Annotated in this window: 13 protein-coding genes; 2 read left to right on the top strand and 11 right to left on the bottom strand. The window is 36.3% G+C overall.

The genetic code is table 11. The features are described from left to right. Nucleotides 1–125: 125 nt before the first annotated feature. Nucleotides 126–3,323 carry an FG-GAP-like repeat-containing protein gene (locus tag KO502_RS15550; protein ID WP_216023486.1) on the top strand — a complete coding sequence of 1,066 codons (3,198 nt, stop codon included), beginning with the start codon at nucleotides 126–128 and terminating at the stop codon, nucleotides 3,321–3,323. A gap of 135 nt (nucleotides 3,324–3,458) precedes the next feature. Here KO502_RS15550 and KO502_RS15545 read toward each other — a convergent pair whose 3' ends face one another. From KO502_RS15545 to KO502_RS15525, 5 genes are all read right to left on the bottom strand, one after another. After that, on the bottom strand, nucleotides 3,459–4,544 hold the full coding sequence (locus tag KO502_RS15545; RefSeq protein WP_216023485.1) for an SMP-30/gluconolactonase/LRE family protein: 1,086 nt from the start codon (nucleotides 4,542–4,544) through the stop codon (nucleotides 3,459–3,461). Then, nucleotides 4,534–6,897, bottom strand: a complete 2,364-nt coding sequence (locus tag KO502_RS15540) for a beta-galactosidase (protein WP_216023484.1) — start codon at nucleotides 6,895–6,897, stop codon at nucleotides 4,534–4,536. Before KO502_RS15540 ends, KO502_RS15545 begins: the two co-directional genes overlap by 11 nt. Nucleotides 6,898–7,006: 109 nt before the next feature. Beyond that, nucleotides 7,007–9,352, bottom strand: coding sequence for an agarase (locus KO502_RS15535; RefSeq protein WP_216023483.1), 2,346 nt, complete (start codon nucleotides 9,350–9,352; stop codon nucleotides 7,007–7,009). A gap of 135 nt (nucleotides 9,353–9,487) precedes the next feature. After that, entirely contained in the window at nucleotides 9,488–11,488 is a 2,001-nt protein-coding gene (locus tag KO502_RS15530) for a sulfatase-like hydrolase/transferase (protein WP_216023482.1), read from the bottom strand. Nucleotides 11,489–11,667: 179 nt separating this feature from the next. Further along, nucleotides 11,668–12,543, bottom strand: coding sequence for a helix-turn-helix transcriptional regulator (locus tag KO502_RS15525; protein ID WP_216023481.1), 876 nt, complete (start codon nucleotides 12,541–12,543; stop codon nucleotides 11,668–11,670). Nucleotides 12,544–12,883: 340 nt separating this feature from the next. Between KO502_RS15525 and KO502_RS15520 the strand changes: the two genes are divergently transcribed. Then, nucleotides 12,884–14,443, top strand: a complete 1,560-nt coding sequence (locus KO502_RS15520; protein WP_216023480.1) for a sodium/sugar symporter — start codon at nucleotides 12,884–12,886, stop codon at nucleotides 14,441–14,443. Between the two features lie 141 nt (nucleotides 14,444–14,584). On the opposite strand, the gene KO502_RS15515 is transcribed toward KO502_RS15520, so the two are convergent. The 6 genes from KO502_RS15515 to KO502_RS15490 all read right to left on the bottom strand — a co-directional run bounded on the left by KO502_RS15515 (nucleotide 14,585) and on the right by KO502_RS15490 (nucleotide 23,116). Further along, nucleotides 14,585–15,388 (bottom strand): alpha/beta hydrolase-fold protein, encoded by an 804-nt coding sequence (locus tag KO502_RS15515; protein WP_216023479.1) that lies wholly within the window; start codon nucleotides 15,386–15,388, stop codon nucleotides 14,585–14,587. 11 nt (nucleotides 15,389–15,399) lie between these two features. Continuing rightward, on the bottom strand, nucleotides 15,400–16,521 hold the full coding sequence (locus tag KO502_RS15510) for a Zn-dependent alcohol dehydrogenase (RefSeq protein WP_216023478.1): 1,122 nt from the start codon (nucleotides 16,519–16,521) through the stop codon (nucleotides 15,400–15,402). Between the two features lie 262 nt (nucleotides 16,522–16,783). Continuing rightward, the gene (locus KO502_RS15505) at nucleotides 16,784–18,028 is read right to left on the bottom strand and encodes an FAD-dependent oxidoreductase (RefSeq protein WP_216023477.1); all 1,245 of its coding nucleotides are present in this window, start codon (nucleotides 18,026–18,028) and stop codon (nucleotides 16,784–16,786) included. 61 nt (nucleotides 18,029–18,089) lie between these two features. After that, a complete protein-coding gene (locus KO502_RS15500) occupies nucleotides 18,090–18,398 on the bottom strand; it encodes a 2Fe-2S iron-sulfur cluster-binding protein (protein WP_216023476.1) in 309 nt (102 codons plus the stop codon). 66 nt (nucleotides 18,399–18,464) lie between these two features. Beyond that, nucleotides 18,465–19,625: a cytochrome P450 gene (locus KO502_RS15495; protein WP_216023475.1), complete on the bottom strand. Its 1,161-nt coding sequence runs from the start codon at nucleotides 19,623–19,625 to the stop codon at nucleotides 18,465–18,467. A gap of 692 nt (nucleotides 19,626–20,317) precedes the next feature. After that, nucleotides 20,318–23,116, bottom strand: a complete 2,799-nt coding sequence (locus tag KO502_RS15490; RefSeq protein WP_216023474.1) for a carbohydrate-binding protein — start codon at nucleotides 23,114–23,116, stop codon at nucleotides 20,318–20,320. Nucleotides 23,117–23,119: the final 3 nt, after the last annotated feature.

The following is a 23,119-nucleotide window of genomic DNA, read 5'->3' as shown; positions in this document are numbered from 1 at the left end:
GCTGAGTGGGAAAGAACTTAATCAAATTGGTATAATTCCATTCAAATTAATAATGGACTCTCAAGCTATTTACAGGTATACATTGTAGACAATAAACAATAAACCTTTTTTAGCTTTGGACTTGTATGTTATTTAATTTGCAAAACATTATTAAAAGAAAAGTAATTACCTTATTCATAATTATCTTACCCCTGTCTGGCTGTTTTGATTCAGCTATTATCTCTAGCGAGACCTTAATTGAGCCATCAAAACCATTAACAATAGATTACACAATTAAAGACTCTTTACTCAAACGAGTGAAAATCACGCTGTATAACCCTAAAAGCTACGCCAATATTAGTTTACTTGCAGATGATAAATTACTTTTAGACAACTTGAATATTGCCAAACAAGGCTATCAAGAAATCAATGCACTCGTAAAATTTAATGCGCTAGGAGAGACTGATTTAACATTAATAACGACAAATGCTGACGTCATTATTAATGAATTAACACTGGAAGATGTAGAAGATTTATCTATACCTATTTATGAAGATATTTCAGTAAAAGCGGGCATAGATAAAGTAAGCTCGATAAAGTATGGCGGTCCGACAATAGCCGATATTGACAATGATGGTGATTATGACTTTATCGTAAATAATCATAACATCGAATCTAGTAAGCTTTATTGGAATAACGGCAATGGTACCGTAACTAAGCATGACAAAGATCTGTCACGATGGTTTATGCATGACTTACATGGTACTGCCATGGGGGACTACGATAACGATGGTGATTTAGACCTTGTACTAACCATGGGAGGGGGCAATGGTACTAATCCTTCTAAAGCACTCTTTTATAAGAACGTTAACGGAAAACTAGTTCTTAATACTGGTGATGTAAATATTGATAAAGGTGGTCGAGGTCGCGGGGCTAAATGGACCGATATGGATCTTGATGGCGACCTTGATTTAATGTTGATTAACGAATCTAGTCTTATCCATGCTAAACCTCAACACTTTTTCTATAAAAATTTAGGTGATGGCACCTTTAAATACACTCCTATTGAAGGGTTACAAGACCAAGAGCCCTCTCGCGCTTTAATTACCGACATTAATAATGATAATATTGATGATGTTATTCTTTATAGTCCACTTACCATCTGGCAAGGCAACGGCGATTTTACCTTTACAAATATCACCAACCAACTTCCTGCTGATGTAGCGAAAATGAACAATGTAATGGCGCTAACTGATATTGATATAGATAACGATGGAGATTTTGATTTATATCTAGCTAGAGGTAAAGTATTCGAACATGGTAAAGGAGAGGCGCCATCAGTTGATCACGATCCAATTAGCAAAGAGTTTTCAATAAAACCTAGAGGTTATCGAGGGGTAAATGAATTTGAGTTTGTTACCGGTGGCGAAAACCATAATGGAGCTATAAAGTTTCATCAATACAATTATTTAACGCAAGGTCTATTTCGAGGAAAAGATTACCCTATATTTTTAGGAAGTCATAAAACGCCTTTCGTCCTAAAACCTAGTGAAGAGCTTAATATTGAACCTGATAACGCACAAGGCTGGCCGGAGGATATTTCAGCAAATGGTGTTTACTTTGGATATATCGGCACTAACAAAGACGGCACTAAACGCTGGAAATGTGCTTTAGTTCGCAACGGTAATATTTTTTGGACTTTCAGGTTCAGCTTATCTGGCGTTAATGAAGTTACCCTAGGTTTTGAACCTGAAAATAGGAATATCGCTGATGTACTGCTCAGAAATGACAATGGCAAGTTTGTTGATATATCAAGTACCTGGAATATTCCGCAAGGCGGTAATGCGTTAGGCGTTACTACTGGGGATTTTAATAATGATAGTTACCAAGATTTATTTGTTTATCGTTGGGGATTAATTGGCAAAAGAATCTCTGATGTTATGCTCCTAAATACAGGTAAAGGAAGTTTTGAAACCGTAACAATGCACGGTGCAAATGACGTTGGCGGCCCAGGTAATGGTGATATGGGACAAGCCTTTGATTTTGACTTAGACGGCGACCTTGACTTACTAAATGGTAGTGAAGATGGCGAATGGTATTTGTACTCTAACAATACAAGCTCCCTTGCTAACAGCAAAACAACAAAAAACCAGAACAATGATTTAAATAACTATGCGCTGATCAAGGTAGGTTATGCACCAGAATCAAATGTTGATGCTATATCTGCGGAGGTTATATTAAAAACAGCAACTAACACCTACCGTAAACGAGTTGGCTCAGCAGGGGCTATCTTTTCACAAAGTTTACTCAACATTGTTCATTTTGGGCTTGGTTCAGAAAGTGACATCGAAAGTATTCAAGTAAAATGGCGCAATGGCGAAACGGTATCTATTTATAATAAACAAGCCAATCAGCTTTTTGATACCGATAAAATTGATCCCAAAAGTATCAATATCACGCCCGAAATAACAGAAATACGCCAAGGCGAATCAGTTCCTTTATACGCCGAACTTACCCCAGTTAATGCTGATCCTAATATAATATGGGCTTCTTCTGATGAGTCGATACTTAGCATTGACAACAATGGCATACTCAAAGCGGTTGGTGAAAAAAATAAAGCAGCCACTATTACCGCAACAAGTCCTACAAATAAGTTATTTTCAGAGCAAGAAATTAACATTGTTGATTGGTATGAAAAACCGATTCAATCAATAGTTATTAGCCATAGCGCTTCAAACTTGATTGTAGGCGATGTTTTACAGTTAAACACCAATAAATTACCTAATTACGCTGACGATGAAGTATTAGAATGGACCAGCAACAATGAAAATATTGCAACGGTTGATGCACAAGGAGTTGTTACTCTAATTGCCGCGGGTGAAGTGGCAATAAAAGTGACCGCACAAAGTAACCCGCTTATTAGTGATCAAGTACTCTTGACGGTTTTACCTTTAATCAAGCCTTTCATTAACATTGAAAATGAAGAAGCTATCAAAAGTAAGATCTTTACCGTTGGAGACAAAATTACTTTAAACGTTAACTATCATGCTGGGATAGGTAATACAGTTATTTCTGCTGATCAAGGCGGAATTCGATATTGGCTACGTGAGTTTAAGTATAAATGGATACCTGCTAAGGATATTGTTAAAACAGATACAAGTGCCTTAAAAACAGAATCGGGAAGTTCTACTATGACTTTCTCACTTGAAGGATTAACGCCAACAGCAGAACTTCCGAAAGGACATTTTTATTATTTAAATGTTACGTTCAGCGCAAGTGATGGCGAAGAGTATAAACATGAAATTTATCCAATAACCATTACTGAGCGTGATCAAGCGAAGTAAAATACCAGAACAAAACCACGTACTACTTTAACTATAATTTAAATAGTACGTGGCTTTTCTAGTGGGTGATTCGTCATTTAGTCAGCCGTTTCAATAATTCAAACATAGAATGACTATGTTTGAATTATTCTACAATTATTTTAGCGTTAGGCTTCGTAATTCCTTATGCGCTGTTAAGTAAATTGTTTTTTCAGCTTTATCAAAGGCTATATTAGCGGTAAATCCAGGCATATTGATTTTAGCAAGTAAGGTTTTATCCGCATCAAACACCCATACTCCGCCCGGACCTGTTGCAAAGATCCAGCCCGAACTATGAACTTTTAATCCATCTGGGGCACCAATTTCAGCTTCACCGCCTTCTTCTATTTTACTAGGTTTATAAAATAGTTCTTTTGATAAAACGTCTCCCTGAGTATCTAATTTATATCGATACCAAGCAGGGTTTTCTTCATCCGACACAGCGACATAAAGCCATTTATTATCAGGCGATAGCGCTATCCCATTTGGAAAGGTAAGGGTTTTATCTATAAGTGTTAAATCGCCCGCTGTAGATAAACGATATACCCCCTGAAAATCTAACTCTTTAGCTGGATCATCTAATTGTTTTGGTAAACCGTATGGAGGGTCTGTAAAGAAAACTGAGCCGTTAGCATGAAGTGTTGAATCGTTAGGGCTATTTAATTTCTTACCTTGATAATGACTAGCTAAAACAGTGTAATCTGCACTAGGTTTCATCAGTGAAGTATTCATTTTAGCTACTTTTCGACTTCGCGATTGTATTAACAAAAGCTCATTGTCCTGATTTATTTTTAAGCCATTAGAAAAACCACTGTTAGACAGGTAGGTTTGTAAGCCATTTTTATCATCATAGCGATAGACCTTATTAGTAGGGATATCTGAAAACAATAAATAGTCACCATCCTTTACCCAAACAGGTCCTTCAACCCATTCAAATCCAGAAGCTAAGGTTTTCAACTTTGCTTTTGTGTTTAATAACTGTAAAGCCTTTTCACTGTAAATTGTAAAAATACCTTGCTGCTGAGGCCACTGTGCAATTGCTGACTTATTTACTGTATTATTAACCAATGTATTGTTAACCAATATATTGGTGCTATTACTATTAGCTACTGAATTCACAGATATACTATCGGCAAAAGCCCCGGTTGGCAGTAACAAAGATGCCAACACTGGGATTAATACCGGCGAAATATTATTTTTCATTGCTGGCCGCCCTTTTACCAAACCTTCTGGTATATATATTTTTATTCACTTTTTTAGCTGCATCAACAAGCGGTTGATATGGAATATCGGTAACTGATACAAAGCCAACATTATAGTTTTCGCCATCAAGAGCTCTTCCTGTTAGCGGTGAATCGATATACTGAAACCAATGTGTACCAATTATATAAGGGTTATCAATGGCACTATTAACATATTCTGCGTATTTTTTACCGCGATCTTCTTGGTTAGCAGCATGAATCAAACCAGGGTTTAATAAACCTGAATCTAAAGAGCCATTATGAAACTCACCAATAATACTTGGGCGATCAATAATTTTTAAGAACTGCCAAAAGTCTTCATTAATGACTTCTTTGTAATAGTTATAACTGACTACATCAACCTCTTCAGCGGCTGCTTGGCGTACTTCAGGCGTCATTCCCCAATCTGCAAAACGAACTCCCATATACAAGTGGTTCGGCATATAAGTATCCATTGCCTCATTAACTACTGCAAAATATTGCTTACCAAACTCATATAAAAATGTTGCTAAGTCTTCAATACTCTTATCATTAAATTCCGTTAATTCAATGCCTGAATCTAAAACTTGCCACGAGTTAAAGTTGGTATTCCAAGCGGTATTTAAAGTGTTTATGTCTTTATATTTTTTGTTAAGTTGTTGGCTAAAAAATCTTTTCGCTGGGCTTTCACTCTTTGCTAACTTTAACGCGCTGATTGCAACGCCGTATTGGCTAGTAATACTACCCATTTGTCCCCAACTTTTTTCATTATCAATAAAGACACCTACACACCAAGGGCTATTTTTCACCTCTGCGGAGATTTGTTTAACAGTTGCGTAAGCGCGCTCTTTAAATTTTGGATCGAAAGGATCAGGTAATGGTGACCAGTAATCGTTACCGCTACTAACCGTTTTATAATCACCAATAATCCAACCATTTGCAAAATAAGGATATTCAGCCATATCGTAATAATTAGGATCAACCCAGTTGCCAAATGAAGTAAATCCCCAATTCTGCATACGTTTAATCGTTGTATCTCGCCATTTTTGTTCAATAATGTCTAAATCATCACTTTGATATTTTCGTGCTAAGTTTGCCTGATAAAAACTATAAGTTTCACCTTTATCTATTACCCCGGTATGCACCTCTCGTCGGTAACCAAAATGCTTTGCCATAGGCTCATCGTATTTAGGTAACCAAGTAAACATATCTGCTCGTAATGGTGAACTAACTTCGCGTGTAGGCCAAGCGGCTTCAGGTGCACGATTTAATCCTATAGAATCTTCAGGGGTTAAATCACCAGGCTCACGCTGTTTAATAAAGTTAGCGTCAAAATCGTAACCTGTAATTGTCGAAGTATTTGCCATACGAATATTAGCAATACCATTTGAGAAGAATAAATAACCTTCAGGGTCAACCAAAGTCCATACGTCTTGATATTTTTCAACCCGGTAGAAACCTGTAGCTTCTAATTTTGGCCCATCGCTCCAACCGTTATATTTGCTACGGTCACTAAGTAAATCATCATTTAATGTTGCTTGTTCATCATTTGAAATACTAACAAGTTCTTCAACGCTGCTGACCTTATTAACAAAATCCATTTTGTTGCTTTGACCAAATTGATCAACTAGACCTTTGAGATAGTTTGTATCAATACTTTTTGGTTTGACTAGTTCAATGTTATCAAAAGTCAGTACTTTGTCTTCGCCTACACCTATCACTTTAAATGAAACGCTTGTTACTTGTGTTAAATCTATATTTTTACTGCCATATCGCCATATGATTGGCGTATATTCACTCTTCCAACTAAAGGGATTACTACGAATACCGGTTTCTTGATTTAAATCAGCGCCAGCGAGTTCAATAACATAACTATCATCTGAATTAGCGGGTACTACAAAACTACGATTATGTGCGGCACCTTGACTGTCTTTTACCGAAACATACACATGGACAGATGTTGGCTTTGGGTTACCAATATCGAGGGCTAAACCAAAATCACCTTGCTGACTCCAGTCCCAAGGCTTTTCAGCCGTAAATTCAAGCATTGATTGGTGATGCTCTTCACTTAAAAAATCTACTTTCAATACATTATTATTTGATGCTTTAGAGCCTGTAGCATCAGTTTGCTCTTGAGAAATAATGGCATACTTAGCGTGGTCAACTACAATGCTGTTTTGCAAAGGCTTACTATCAAAGTTATAAATAACATTAGCCGCTTGAACGGCAATTTCCTTATTTTTTACAATAGTGGTATATGATGACGGTTGATCGCTACAGCTTGCTAATAAAATACAGCTACTCAGAGCCGCTAAATTTAAATTGGAATATTTCATATTTACCTTATTTCTGTTTTATGACTTTACTAAAACCAAATAACCAAAGCAGTTATTAGCTGCTTTGGTTATTTATAGTTTGGTTTTCTATGATGTAGTTTAAACCTATTTATTTTTCAGTTGCTAATCTCTTTTGGTACATGGTTGAGGTAACATCTTTCACTGCACCAACTAATTCTGGATATGGAACATCGGTAACAGTAACAAAACCAATATTGGCATTCTCACCATCAAATGCTCTACCTGTGATAGGCTCATCAACATATTGAAACCAGTGTGCGCCAACCATGTAAGGTTTATTAAGTACACTTTCCATATAAGCTTTATATTTTTCGGCACGATCTTTTTGTCCACTTGCATGAACAATACCAGGGTTATATAAGCCTGAATCTGGTGAACTACCGATATGGAACTCACCAATAGTTACAGGTAAATCAACTTTTTCTAAGAAGTCCCAATAATGCGCTTGAACACCCTCTTCATAAATATTAAAACTTAATACATCTGAATACTTAATCGATGCTTTAATGATTTCATCCGGCATACCCCAGTTTGCCATTCTTGCGCCCATATAAAGATGGTTTGGCAATACTTTCTCTAAAGTGTTATGCACTACGATAAAGTATTGCTCACCAAGCATTTCTAACATTTTAGATAAGTCAGCAACTAATGCATCATTATGCTCTTCAAAAGTAATGCTTTTTGATACTTGAGTCCAAGAAGTAAAACTGGTATCCCAAGTTTTATTTAGTACGGCAATATCTTTATATTTTTTCTTGATATGTGCACTAAAAGCTTTTTTAGCTGGACTTTCATTAGCATCTTTAGACAATGCGTCTAAAATTAGACCATATTTATCTTCAACCGTACCTTCTCTTGCACCCCAACTTTTCTCATTGTCGATAAAGATACCCGCACACCATGGCGACGCTTTAACTTTATTGGCGATCTCATCTATAGTCGCTTGAGCACGTTCAGAGAATAGAGGGTCATAAGGATCTGGCATTAAACCCCAATGGTTTTTCTTACCTGATAAGGTTTTAAAGTCTCCGATGATCCAACCATTGGCAAAGTAAGGCACTTGTTTCGCTTCATAAAATGCTGGATCAACCCAGTTACCAAAAGAGGTAAAGCCCCAATCTTTCATACGGTCAATGGTGACTTCGTGCCATTTATTCACGGTAGGCTCCATTGCCTCTTCACCATATTTACGCTCTAAATTGGCTTGATAAAAACTGTACGTTTCGCCATGCGGAATAGCGCCTTTGTGAGTTGAACGACGGTAACTATAATGTTTTGCTAACGGGTCGCTGTAATCAGGTAACCATTCAAACATTTTATTTCTTAATTCTGACTGAACGAAGTTAGTTTCTTTAATTTTTGCTGGAATACTAACACTTCCCATAGAATCTTCAGGTACTAATTCATCAGCGTGACGAACCCGAATAGAATCATCAGCGTAATCTACCCCTGTTAAGGTTGATAAATTTGCCATACGAACATTCGCTGGTCCGTGAGAAAAGAATACATAGCCTAGTGGATCAACCATCCACCATTTTCCATCAACTTTTTCAGTACGAAAATAACCGGTCGCTTTAAGTTTAGGGCCTGCAGTGTAGCCACCGTATTCAGATCGGTTATCCATCCCTTTACTTTTAGCAAGTTGCTGTAGCTCTTCGTTAGCAACCTTTTGCAGTTCTTGCACTGACGATACCTTAAGCGGAGTATCAATTTTTGCATTTTGTCCAAACTGATCAACTATGTTAACTTGCCAAGTAGGATCTAGCTCAGGATTTTGCCTAATACGAATGTCACTAATTTCAACTTGTTTATCTTCGAGTAAGCCAATGGTGAAAAAATTAAGTGCAGCAATAGTATCTAAGTTGACGTTACCAGAGCGCCATGAACGCCATACCATTAACACATCATCCGTTTTCCATGGTAGCGCATCTCCCCAAAAACCAGCTTCAGTCTCTGCTTGCTGTCCGGTTAGAGGAAAATAAATAGTCCCTTCATAATTTCCAGGAATACTGACTGAGCGACTTTGATATTCACCCTTTTCATTTTCTACTGAAAGATAAAAATGTACCGATTTAGATTGAACATTTATCACATCAAACGCTAAATTATAGTTTGGAAATTCATTCATGTTCCATGGTGAGTTGGGCTCGATACGCAATGTTGATATATTAGTATCTGCTAAGAACTTAATATTTATTTTTGAATTTTTATCAACGTTAACTTCTGTTGAGGTTGGCTTTAACCAGTCAAGTTGTTTTTCTGAGTCAAAAGGGATTAACGTTGTTAATAGCGTTTCCTTTGCAAAGGCATCCTGACTCTGTTCTTGAGAGATGCTAGTTTTTGGTGTGTCTGCAGTACTATTTTCATTACACGCTGACACAATTAGCGGCATGATTAAAGCTATCGCAAGCCTTGGTAAATTATTGCGGTTCATTATTCGTCCTTATAATTCAAAATAAAATTTATTACCAAGACTATATTGTAAACAATTAACTATCAACACTTATTATTAATTAATAGGACGAATTACTGATAAGTTAAAGATTTAGCTGACCTAGTTGAACATGTCTTACTTCATTACTGTTACAAGTATTGAGTCAGAAATACCACTGCGACTTATTTCTGGATCAGTATTATTCGCTAAAGGATTTGCATCTGACCAAGAATATATTTCTATTAAAGCCTCACCAGAGCTTAGCCCAGTGAGTACTCCAAATTTATCAATACTCGCAACTTTTTCATTACTACTTTTCCAAATAACACCATTTCGAGTACTATTTTCTGGCTCTAATTGATATCGTAATATTTCACTCTGACCAATGGCTAATTGAAACTTACCCTTTTTATTTTCATTGTTATTGTTATTGTTATTGTTATTGTTATTGTTATTGTTATTGTTATTGTTATTGTTATTGTTAGAAAGTATATTTATTGATTCTGCTTGCACTATTTTTTTATTATTTAATTCCAACCCTAACCGGTCATAGGCTGATTTTTGCTCAGCTGTTAATGTATTTATATTTAAACCACTATAACGACGTAATCCCCACTTTATTTCTACATAGGTATCTCCTGCTCTCTCTAAATAATCACTTCTAAGATCAAAGAATCGTCCCTGTGGGAATAAAACACTTGGCGCATAACGTTTAAAGTTTTTATCAAAAACAAACTCCACTTTTATAGGGTTAGTATCATCTTGATAATGAGTATTGCCAATAAACCAACTATGAATAGTTGTTCTTTCTTCTTTTTTTGAACCAAGAACTTGAGGCCAAAAACTTATTCCATCTATCTCAGGGTATTCATTTAACGAAATATTAGCCGCCTGCGCTATTGTTGGTAGTACATCGGTAACATAAACTAACCCATCATAAACTTTTTGCTTATTGTCCAAGGTACTGGACTTATTGGTTATACTGGGTTGATTAACAATCAACCCCACATGAATGCCATTATCCGAATTGCCTCCTTTTCTTGCAGGGTAAACGGAGCCATTGGGCATAATATGATCAAAAATTTGTTTGGTGCCGTTATCTCCCATAACAATAATTATCGTATTCTCTCTAAGGGATAATTCCTCTAATTTTGCGACTACTTTGCCAATAAGCTTGTCTGTATATTCAATCATATCAGTAATATACTGCGGATCATCACCTTGATGATTATTTTTGTTATGAGGCGCTTCATCAAAATTATCAAATATTGAATGAGGTAAAGTATCAGGGGTCGGTTTATGATCATCATGCACTAACGCCATTGGGTAATAGAGAAAAAACGGTTTGTCTTTATTATCTTCAATAAATGATAAAGCATGTCGATTAAATATATCTGGGCCATACCACCTTCTTCCTGTTTCTGGGTCTAAGTCTGTTCTGCCCCTGTAATCAACCGGCTCTCCATTTACTACGATATTAGGATTTATAAAGCGTTGCCCTTCTTCAGTTACATCAAATGCAGTGTATTCATCCCAACCAAATTCTGAAATATAATCCTTACCAGGTTTTGTTTTTGTTCCACGTGTTTGTTTCCACTTGCCAAACATACCCGTTGAGTAACCTGCGCGTTTAAATATATCGCCAAAGGTTATATCTGATTCATGTAGCGATTTTGGTCCAATAAAGTTTCGGTTATTCTGTTTGCCACTCATTAACGCGACTCTTGTATTCTCACAAAGTGGGTGAGTATATGCTCGTTCAAAACGAATACCTTCACTGGCTAACTTATCAATATTGACTGTTTCAAATGTTTTATCTGCAAAACGTCCTTCATTAGAACGAATAATATTTGAGCCATAGGTGGTAAACCCAAAGTGACTTAAGTCATCAATAAGTATTAAAACAATATTGGGGCGAGGATGTGATTTATTTGTTATTTGCTGCTGTGAAGCACTCTCAGTTTCAACCTCTTTAATAGTAATTTTTTGCTTAGCTTTTTGACTAGCTGTTTGATTCTTTACCGTTGAAATCTGTTGCCCACATGCACAAATTAATAAACTTAGCACAATATAAAACGTTGCTTGTATAAAGTTTTTTTTAATTTGATTAATAACTCGATTAAAATTTTTCAACATAAAAAGCATTCCTACTACCTTGACCATCACACAACAATAAATACATTGTTAATTGTAAACAATGTTTTTTACAAGTGTTATTTCTAATTTCAAGATAAATAAAGATTTGTGAATAAATAAAAGCAGATTGATTTATAGTGTTTTACGCAGAAATAAATGAGTATATTGGCGGTTAATTTTTATGTTTGAGAGGTTGTCTCGGCTCTTTTTTTAAGGTTTTTTCTGTAATTAAAAGGAGTAACTTTAAATTGTTTTTTGAACTGAGAGATAAAATGAGATGGGCTAGAAAAATAGAGGTCGAAGCTAATATCTGTAATAGAGCGATCGGTTTGACTAATTAAACGCGCTGCAGAATATAGTTTATGACGCAAACTGTATTCCGAATAGTTGCATCTAAAGATAGATTTAAATAATCGAGAAAAATGTGATGGTGACATAAAACATTTTTCTGCCGCCTCAACTAACGTTAATTCTACGCTAGAGTTTTGGCGGAATAAATCAATAACCGGAGCTATTTTTTGGTAACCGACGCTTGAATATATAGGCAAGGTATTTGGTGGGTTAACTTGGTTAGCATGCTCAGCTATCCAAAGTATTAGTAAACGTAATAAAGTTAAACTAATGCCACTTAATGGGTTTTCAAGATAACTTTGGTGCAACCATTTAACCTGACTTTGTACAATTGCTAGATGCTCGCCTTTTAAACGCAGATGTTGACCTCTCTCAAATTTACCCGCAATTTTTTTTAATTCAACATCATTAAAAAGCTCTGGAATAAACTGAATGATATACCACGACTTTTGCTGCTGATTGAGTTTAAAGTCATGGGTTTCTAATGCAGGAGTATAAACAATATCGTTATTTTGTAACTCAGACTCTCCCTGACTGTAAAAATATTTACCTTCAATTTGCTCAAAAAGAATCAATTCATGCACTTCATGAAAATGCATAAAACAAGAATAAGAAGAGGCTTGATCGTATTTAACCTTATGTATTTCAAATTGATAGCCCTCTTCAATACAAAACGGCTCACAATATACTTGTTCTTTACTCATACTATATCAACAATAATCATTTAAAAAACACGAAAAATTAAATACAACTCATACAAAAAAACAAAAATAGTAAACAATTAACTATTTATATTTAACTATATTGGCCATCCCTAAATCATCATATAATTAACATATATCATACAAATACCATTAAACACCATCAAAAAAAGACATTTATATGATATTTATTAGAATCATAATATAACTTTCATAATATTTCTTGAATAAATCACTTCCTCTCCTGCTATTTTTTATTTACTTTTCATGTTTCAATGTCATAAAAAATAACAACTAAATAACGCCTATCAGCGTCTATTTAGCCATAAAAGGTAAGTTAATAATGTTAGATACACTAGATTTCACCGTTTTTATCACTTATGTGATAGTACTACTTTGTATTGCTTTATGGATTTCAAGAAATGACCATAAAGGCGACAGAAACACAGAAGATTACTTTCTTGCAAGTAAATCACTTCCTTGGTGGGCAATAGGAGCTTCGTTAATTGCAGCCAATATTTCAGCGGAACAAATAATAGGAATGTCAGGCTCTGGTTATGCTATTGGTTTGGCTATTGCTTCTTATGAATGGATGGGGGCAATAACCTTGGTATTGGTAGGAAAATACCTGTTACCTATATTTTTAAAAAATAAAATATTTACCATGCCACAATATCTTGAACAACGTTTTGATGGCAGAGTTAAGACAACCTTAGCTTTATTTTGGTTAGTGGTATTTGTCTTTGTTAACTTAACCTCTATTTTATGGTTAGGCGGATTAGCAATACAAACGGTTACGGGTATAGACTGGATGGTAGGTATGATTTTCCTTGCTATTTTTTCAGTAGCTTACTCACTTTATGGTGGCTTAAAAGCAGTTGCTTTTACTGATATAATTCAAGTTGTTTTATTGGTATTTGGTGGGTTATTCTTAAGCTACCTTGCCCTTACACAAGTATCTAATGGCGAAGGTCTATTCGCCGGATTCAACATTTTAACAGAAAAAGCCCCTGATCATTTTGATATGATTTTAAGCTCTGATAATCCTAATTACATGAGCTTACCAGGTATTTCTGTACTTATTGGTGGTTTATGGGTGATGAATATAGGATATTGGGGTTTTAACCAATATATCATTCAACGAGCTTTAGCCGCTAAAAGCATACAAGAAGCACAGAAAGGTATTGTTTTTGCTGCTTATTTAAAACTGATTATGCCTTTTATTGTTGTATTACCTGGTATCGCAGCAATAATATTATTTCCAACACTCACTAAACCTGATCAAGCTTATCCGTCGATGATGGGCTTAATGCCTTCAGGTATTAAAGGGTTAGTGTTTGCTGCTTTGGTTGCCGCGATTGTTTCTTCTCTTGCCTCGATGACTAATAGTATTTCTACTATTTTTACAATGGATTTATACAAGAGTATTAAACCAAATAAGAGTCAAAACCATTATGTGGGTGTAGGAAGAATAACAACCGTGGTTGCATTAATATTGGCACTAATTACTGCACAGCCCTTATTAGGTAAGTTTGACCAAGCTTTTCAATATATTCAAGAGTTTACAGGGTTGTTTTCTCCGGGAATTACCGCAATATTTATCATGGGTATGTTTTGGAAAAGAACAACATCTACAGGTGCACTAGCGGCGGCAATTAGTTCAGCTATATTTTCACTCGCCTTTAAATTTTTATGGCCTGAATTACCGTTTATGGACCGCATAGGTCTTGTATTTATTTTATGTATATTGATGTCAATGCTTGTATCACTTATGGGTAAACCAAGTGATCAGGACACTTCTGTAAACATTGATACGATTAACTTCTCTACGGAAAAATCATTTAATATTGCCGCGATGGGTTGTGTAATTATATTGGTAATTATTTATGGTACCTGGTGGTAATTAAACGCCACATACCTTTAGCTGTTTTATAGTAAATAAAACAGCTAAAGATGAATAAAAAAAACACCATTAAGTTAAATAACTTAATGGTGTTTTTATTTTATTATTCTCACAAAACAATGTTGTAAGCTTTAATTAGGTTTAATTAGAGTTAAGCTCTATGCTATTAAAGAAGTTGAATGTTTTTACTATGTTTTCATGCCAATAAGCCCATTCATGAGTTCCTGATAATGACTCAAATTGGTAGTTGATATTGAGTTTATCCATAGCACTACATAATACCAAGTTACTCTCAAATAAAGTGTCGTCTTTGCCACAATCAAATCGTAACGGTGGTAGTGTGTCTTTGTTCTTTTTTAGCCAATAAGTAATATCTGCTTCATTTTCAAAATCACACTGGTAATTAGCAACAGGGGTATCGGTAAACTGTTGTAGATCATCAAGTGATGTTACCGACGAATGTGCTGAGATGCCTTTAAATTGAGTTGGGTATTTAGCACCTAACCTCAAAGCGCCGTAGCCCCCCATAGACAAGCCTGTAATATAAACGTTGCTCTGCTGGCTAACCCCATCAATATTATCAATAACACCATTTATGACATCATCGACTATCCAGGCTTCATAATTACCCTGCTCAGATAAAGGTAAATAAGCTGAGCCGTCCCATAAACCGCCATCTGATGGCATAACTAAAACAAAATCATTTAAACCTTCTTGTTTTAATTGCTCGTAAACCTTCTCTACACCACCAAGTTGCATCCATACCCAATTTGAGCCATATACTCCGTGAAGTAATACTATGATCGGCGTATGCTCTGTTTGTTTACCGCTGTGGTATACACTGATATCTTGGCGACCACCTATATTACTACTATATAAGGTTAATGTCGTCGTGTTAGCAGGCGTGTATTCAGGATTCGATTTTTCAACGCGTAAAATAGCCATAAAAATTAATCCTAATTCTCTGCTGATGAGTCGATAATCACCACGCCTTTAGCAATACGACCATTTAACATATCATCTAGTCCTTCACTTAATGTTTCCAGTGTATAGGTTTTAGTCACTAACTCTTCAAGTTTCATATCACCGTTATTATATAATGAGAGAATACGATTAAAGTCTCGCTCTGGGTTACACATACCGTAAAGAGGGTTGATGTATATTTTATCCCATTCAAATAATTCACAGTCAAAATCGATACGTTGTTCAATACCGCTCACTTGCACGGCTTTTCCGGCGCTGCGTATTAATGCTAATGGCGCCGAACCTAATGCTGGTATTGCAGTACATTCAAAGGCGTAATCAGCACCACGGCCGTCGGTTAACTCTCGTACTTTTGCTTTAACATCAACAAAGTCAATATCAGTTTTACTCGCAACAACGCCCTGTGTCGCCCCAAATTTTTTAGCTTGTTCAAGTCTTTCTTCATTTATGTCAATGGCAATAATTTTGGCTGCACCAGATTGCTTAGCCGCTTGAATGACATTTAAACCAACACCACCACAACCAATAACACATACACTGCTACCTACTGTAACATTGGCAGCATTAACCACTGACCCCCAACCTGTCATGACACCACAACCAATAATTGAGGCCGCAGCATATGAAATAGCACTATCTATTTTTACAACGGCTTCCGATTTAACTACCGCGTATTCACACATGGTACCTAAGTGAAAAGAACGCTCAATAGGATCTTCATTATGGGTACTGCTTTCAATATGCGCATGACCACTTAAACCACAGCCACAAACAGGGGAATTTTGTTCACAAATGTGTAAATTCCCTTCTCGACATTGAAAACATTCACCGCAAGGTATCGCCCAATTTAGAATCACCTTATCACCAATAGCTAAGCCTGAAACATTTTCACCAATGCTTTCTACAACACCAGCACCTTCATGGCCGACGATAAAGTTTTTGTTCCAGTTTTGGATAGAGTCCCAATCAGTATGGCAAATACCCGAGGCTTTAATTTTAACTCTAACTTCACCTGGACCTGGTTTACCAACATTAATTGTCGTTAGTTCAAATTTACCTTGGCCATTTGAAATGACTGCTTTTGCTTGGATCATAGTGATACTCTTATTTGTTTATGATTATTGGAATACGCTCATTGCAACGTTATTTAACGTTAAATTAGAGCCATGAATGCGTTGCAAGAGATGTAAAACCTAGAACAGACTGTATCTAGGTTTTTTGTTAACTACTGAGCTTTTTTAACTATTGAACTTTCTTCTCTGTGAAGGTTAGTAGTTAAAGTAGACTCAGTTTAAGCTCAGTTATTTTAAGCCCAGTTATTTTAAGCCCAGTTATTTTAAGCCCAGTTAATTTAATTTAAGTTAGGTTATCAATCGACAACGGCAGTTCTTCATTAGCAAGTTGTGTTTTATTGATAACAGTTTTATTTTTAATTAGCTTGGTGCCTAAAACGTAAGCTTTAGCATGATTTATTGCATCAACGGCAAGTAATTCCGCTCCTTTAAAATACCAAACCGAAAACTTTGATGCTTCTTCTACTTCTTTACGGATAATGACATCATCATAACCTGTAGCTAAACCAACCATTTGTAATTTCACATCAAATTGATCAGACCAAAACCAAGGTAGTGCATCGTAACTAACGTCTTTACCACAAATAACTGCCGCAGATATTTTTGCTTGATCAACCGCATTTTGTACTGACTCTAAACGTAACCAACGGTCATAGTGTTTATTATGATGATATGCGCAGTCACCAATCGCGAAAATATTTTCATTGCTCGTTTGACATTGTTCGTTAACGGTAATGCCATTTTCTACTGTTAAACCCGCTTGTTGAGCAAGTTCTTGATTTACCCGAATACCGACGCCAACAATAATAATATCGGCAGTAAACGTTTGTTCATTCTCACAACAAACCACTTGCGTACCATCAATATTTTGTATTGATTTGACATTTTGATTTGTCTCAATAGTTACGCCGTTACTAATATGTAACTGCTTAAAATAATCAGACATTTCTGGAGAGGTAACACGAGCAAGTAAACGGCTTTCTCTTTCTAATACAGTTACTTCTCCACCTAATTTTTTAATCGATGCGGCGGTTTCCAAACCGATATAACCGCCACCTATAATAACCACTCTTTTGTGCTTACTATGTGTAACAGCTTCCCTAATTTGTTCTACATCAGCTTGTGTTCTTAAAGCAAACAGATTTTTAGCCTGCTCTATACCTGTGATAGGAGGGATAAATGGTCGAGCACCAGTGGCAATAATAAGCTTGTCATAGTTAAGTGCTTCACCGTTATTCAGACTGACAACTTGATTTTCTTTATCAAAATTAGTAACTAACACACCTAACTTCAATGTTATGTTGTTTTTTTCATAACTCGCTTCAGGTTTTATAATTTGCGGTTGTACATTATCGCTACTCGTTAAATACGCTTTAGATAAAGGCGGACGGTGATAAGGTAAACATGGATCGCTATCAATGAGTAATATACTTCCTTGCCAGCCTTCTTTACGCAATGCAAAAGCAGCACTAACTCCGCCATGACTAGCACCAATAATTATGCATGTTTGTTCAACTGTTAATGACATGATTTATCCTTTTTTAACATAATGAGTAACTTTAAGCGTTAATTTTTAAATCAGCTAAAAACTAATGAGCAACCTTAAAAATAACACCATCTATGTCGTCCGATACTTCAATTTGACAACATAAACGGCTATATTCATTCGCTTCATCATCAAGCTCTAACATGTCTTGCTCAATTTCACTGGCTTCGCCAACTTTAGCTTGATGCTCTGGTTTAACATGTACGTGACAGGTAGCACACGAACAAACGCCGCCGCAATCACCATCAATACCTGCTATACCATTTTCTACTGCTAACTCCATTACTGAGCCAGAGTCTGCTTCTAGGGTAATTTGTTCATCGTCTTGTGTTATAAAAGTAATTTTAGCCATTTGGGTGCTCTCTTTTTATTGTGTAACTGATTAATTTAGTTTATTTAAATTAATATTAAATAAGGATTATTTAGCGTTAAAGGCTACATTCAATGAATGAAAACCAACTTTACGCTGAAACTGTTGCCAGTCTTCTATATTTTCTTCATTTTCGAATGCATCGATACTGCTAAGTTTTGATGATAACGAACCAATAAGTATTGCCAATATTTGACGCGCATGTGTAGCGCCTAGACAATTATGTGTACTAAAGCCAAAGCCAACATGTGGATTTAGTTTTCTATCCAGAACCACTTCATCAGGATTTTCAAAGGCTTTAGCATCTCGGTTTGCTGATGCCCAACATAATGAAATACGGCTGTCAGCTTTCACTGCATGTTCACATACTGCTGTATCTTCTGTTACCACACGCCCCATATGGGTTAAAGGCGAAAAATAACGTACTAACTCTTCAACCGCTTTCGTTGTTATTTCAGGCTCATCATGAAGGCGCTGTAAAGATTCAGGGTGCTCAGAAAAATAAGCAATAGTATTAGTAACAGCATTAATTACCGTGTCTCGACCACCCGCAAAAGTAAGGCTGATAACCCCTTTAATTTCTTCTTTAGTTAATTTTTTACCATTGACTTCACTAGCAAGTAATACCGAGTAAAAATTATCATTAGGGTTAGCGATTGCTTTCTCTATTTCTTTATCAATATAATCGTATAACAAGTTAGCTTTATCACCGTCTAAGTCTGTATCTTTACTGCGAAATACATGTGTACCCCAGCCAATCCAAACTTCTGATTCTTCAAACGGAGTATTCAGTAATAAGGTTAATGCGCGTGATTGCAATTTAAGTGCAAATTCCTCAACAACTTCGATTTTAGGCTGCTTAATTGCCTCTTCGACTAACTCATCAATAATAACTTTCAGCTTCTCCTGATAATCAGCCTCAAGTGGTCGCTTAAACCAAGGCTCTACCAACTTTCTAAAGCCTCCATGCTCTGGTGGGTCAACTTCAAAAGGTATTTGACGAACGTCTCTTATTGCTGCTTCAGATGGCACAACAATACGTCCAACCTCTTCACCGCCTGATTGAAAAGATTTCCAGTTATGAGCACATTTGCGAACATCTTTTAATCCCATAACCATAGTTACAGGGTCGTTTTGATCGTCAATGGTACTAACGCCATCTGTAGTTCTTGCTTGCTCAAACGGATCAGGAAAAATACTAATAGTCATATAGCTCTCACTTAATATAAGTAGTTTTATCAACAACCTTTGTTAACAATTAACACATAATATTATGCTTTTATGGTACGAAATACACTAATTATGTATAAAAGTATCAAATATCTGCTATTTTTTAATTTTTGTGGGACTTAGCAAAGGCAGGTTATTAATTTCTGAAACCAGGTCTGTTTATCTTTCGAAGCGTTCGATTTCAGTGGGAATTACCCTACAGCCTCAGCACCATGCTAAACGGACTAAAATAGTGGGTTAAAATAAGCAAGGTACGGTAAAAAAACTAGCTGTTTTTTCCCTGCTTGAATGGCTTGTATGAGTATTTATCACCTCACCAAACATATACTTTAAAATATAAGAGAATTAAAAAAATAACGAACCAAGCTAAACAAGCTAGCCACACGACTATTTTTTTCTCTTGCGCAGGATATTCTGGTACATAAAGAATAACTGAATAACAGGCTACAGGTAGTAACTCAAATAGCTTAGCAATATGCGGATTCGGTACACTTAAAATAGGCGGAATGTAAAAATATATTAAGCCATAAACGGTGATTAATAATGTAGCTAAAATCCGTCTAATATTCAACTTTGAGCGACTGTCCCTGTTAATTTAGACTTTAACTGATAACGGATATATAAAAAGGGCCTCAATGAGGCCCTTTTGTATGATCGTTCTTTATTTAATACTAATGTGCTAGTTCAATAATTCCCCAAACACCTAAGTTATTTACCGTAATAACTGAGTCACCTTGAGCATTATTAGTAATATTCGCGTTAACTGAATTTTTACCCGGTAAATGTACCTTTGCGGTTGTAACCCCTTCTGGGAAGTACCCTTGTGGGATTGCAATTTTAACTGTACCTAATACTGGTGTGACACCATTGCTTGGGTTAACAGGTCTATTCAATAACTGAACAACATATGGTGCATTATTGTTGCTTTCATGTACTCTCGATAACGCCGTTACTGTAGCATCAGCCGCTGCGCCATTAACAGTGACAGATATATGATTTGCTTTAAGTGCATTAATCGCTGCAGTGTCAGCATTATCATTTAAATCCAATACTCTACCATCGTATGCATCAACTAAAGCATTCTGACCATCTGTTAAGTACTTTCTATCTCCATCAACAATAATAGTTTGTAAACTATCTAGCTGAGCCTGAGTAGGTACAACAGGATGACCTGGGTCACCAAAGACAAGTAAATCAAAGTTTAAGTTACTTTCGATAAGCGTTCTAATGCTACCTTGAAGTGTATTACTTCCGTCAATCCAAGTAGCATCAAGTGACGCCATCATTGGTGCTACTAAACCTACTTTAGAATACGCATCGTAACCATCTAATAAATTACTGTTGTTATCAGCAAACTGATAAAGGTCACGATAATTATCTGCTCCTGGTGACCATACGCCGGCATCACCTATCCAAATATTCGCTGGAATAGAGAAGATAGCGCCCATTGCATAAGATTGTGCTATCCAAGTACGCGCTAATGCCGGAGAGTTTCGGTCATACAAATTGGCAAAATCCCAAGGGTACGGGAAGTATACTAATGTTTTATCAACCGCTTCAGCGCCTTTTAAGTGAGTAATAATACTAATTGGCATTTCATTGGTAACAGCCGAGTTCATTGCAAGTTCACCAGCTAAAAAGGTTAAGTCTTTATCAAAAATATAACCTCGCGCTTCTGATATTGCGGTAGTTGCTCCAATTTCAATATTGGCATCTTTAGAGCGAATGTAATCAAACACTTCAGCCATTTTTTCATTCAGTACTTCGCGATTAAAATAAATAAAATCATCAAACAGAGGTACACCACCACTAATTCGGTTTGCTCCAGCCATATAAGTTGTATGGTTGTAACCAGCCGATATTAGGAAATCTCGGTAGTTAAAGTTATTAATATTATTAATACCTTTGGCAGCTAATTGCGCGGTAGTGTATTTATCACGCATATATGCTCTAAAACCATCCATTGCCATAGTCGAGAAATCACCACCAAACTGATTCATGTCTGTGGATCTAGTCGATGACGTTTGAGAGTCAAACATTATATGGGATACATTTGCACTTAATAATGCATCTACTTGTGATTTAAAGTAATCAACAAAAACAGGACTATGATTACTTAACCAGCCATTCGGGTAGCCTTGGTACATAAAGTCACCCATAAATGACATTGTCACTATGTCACCATCTAAAGTACGAACCCAATGAGAGGTTGGATCACCAGTATATTCAGTAAACCAACGGAAACCCCAATCGAATTCACCGCGTGCAATATATTCTAAGCCTTTATTACGATAAGCTTGTACGTCGTTTATCCAAGTAGAAAGCACAGAGTTATCGTAAAGATCATGTTCTGGCATGTGTCCCCAAAATGCTCCATCGGCACCAAAATCATTAAAGGCAGCTAAGTTTGAATTTTGCGGATAAGTATAAAATACTGAAGATTTTTCAATTTGACGATTAGCCGGTAGAGCTAATGGTGCTTCCAAATGTATTTCGCCATTGCCTGGATTACCTGTACCTGGATTAGCATTTCCGGTTTCATTTGATTCGTATACGAACGTTAATTCATCGCCATTCCACTGCCAATTTGCAGCACCATGACTACGTAATCGGATGGTATAAGTGCCAGCACTAGGGATAACAATATCACCATTGAGATCAAAGTTTTGATAAGTATCCCAACCACCCGTACTAGAGAGGTATTCAGACGCGACAACGGTATTATTTAAGAGAACTTCAGCACCAACTTGTGCTTGAACTGTTGTTCCTACAGAGACTTTAGCGCTATAAGTACCGGCCGTATCAAATGTTACGCTGTAATCACCATAATCGCCGACAGTATTAAAGTTAATACCTTGACTCGTTTGACCAAAGCCTACAACAGAATCACCCGCAACAGCTGCACCGGTTTTACCTGTATTGGTAAAATTTTCTAAGTTTACAACAACATCATTAACAGGGTCAGTTGGGTTGGTTATTGTATTTGAAGTTAATTTAAATGACTCAAGGTTCCATTGCCAATTTGGACCAATGGCATGTAATCGAACTGTTGAATTACCGGCTGGTAATGTGACTGTATGCGAGGCAGTTAATGGCTGAAAGTTATCCCAGCTACCTAAAGGTACTGCTACAGTGCCTTGGCTTTGCCACTCACCATTATTACTTTTAACAAGTACTTCAATGGTCGGGTTAGCAGCTACGCTTGTGCCAACCATATATTCAATCGTATATTCACCACCATTAGCAGTAATATCATAATCAACAAAGTCCTGTGCATTAACATAGCTAATAGCGCCTTGGCCATTCGTTGTATATATGGTTACTGGGTTAGGTTGGCCATCGTCAAAGGTACCACCAAAATTATCAAATAACTCTGCTTCTACTGAAATGGTTTCAGCATATGCTTGAGCACCAAAAGCTGCTAATGAAAGCGCAATACTTGTACTAAGAAAAGATCGTTTTCTAATCATTAC

The organism is Colwellia sp. E2M01 (assembly GCF_018860585.1).
Classification (GTDB): Bacteria; Pseudomonadota; Gammaproteobacteria; order Enterobacterales; family Alteromonadaceae; genus Colwellia.
The sequence above is the reverse complement of the archived record's forward strand: the minus strand, read 5'-3'. Positions and strand labels throughout refer to the sequence as shown.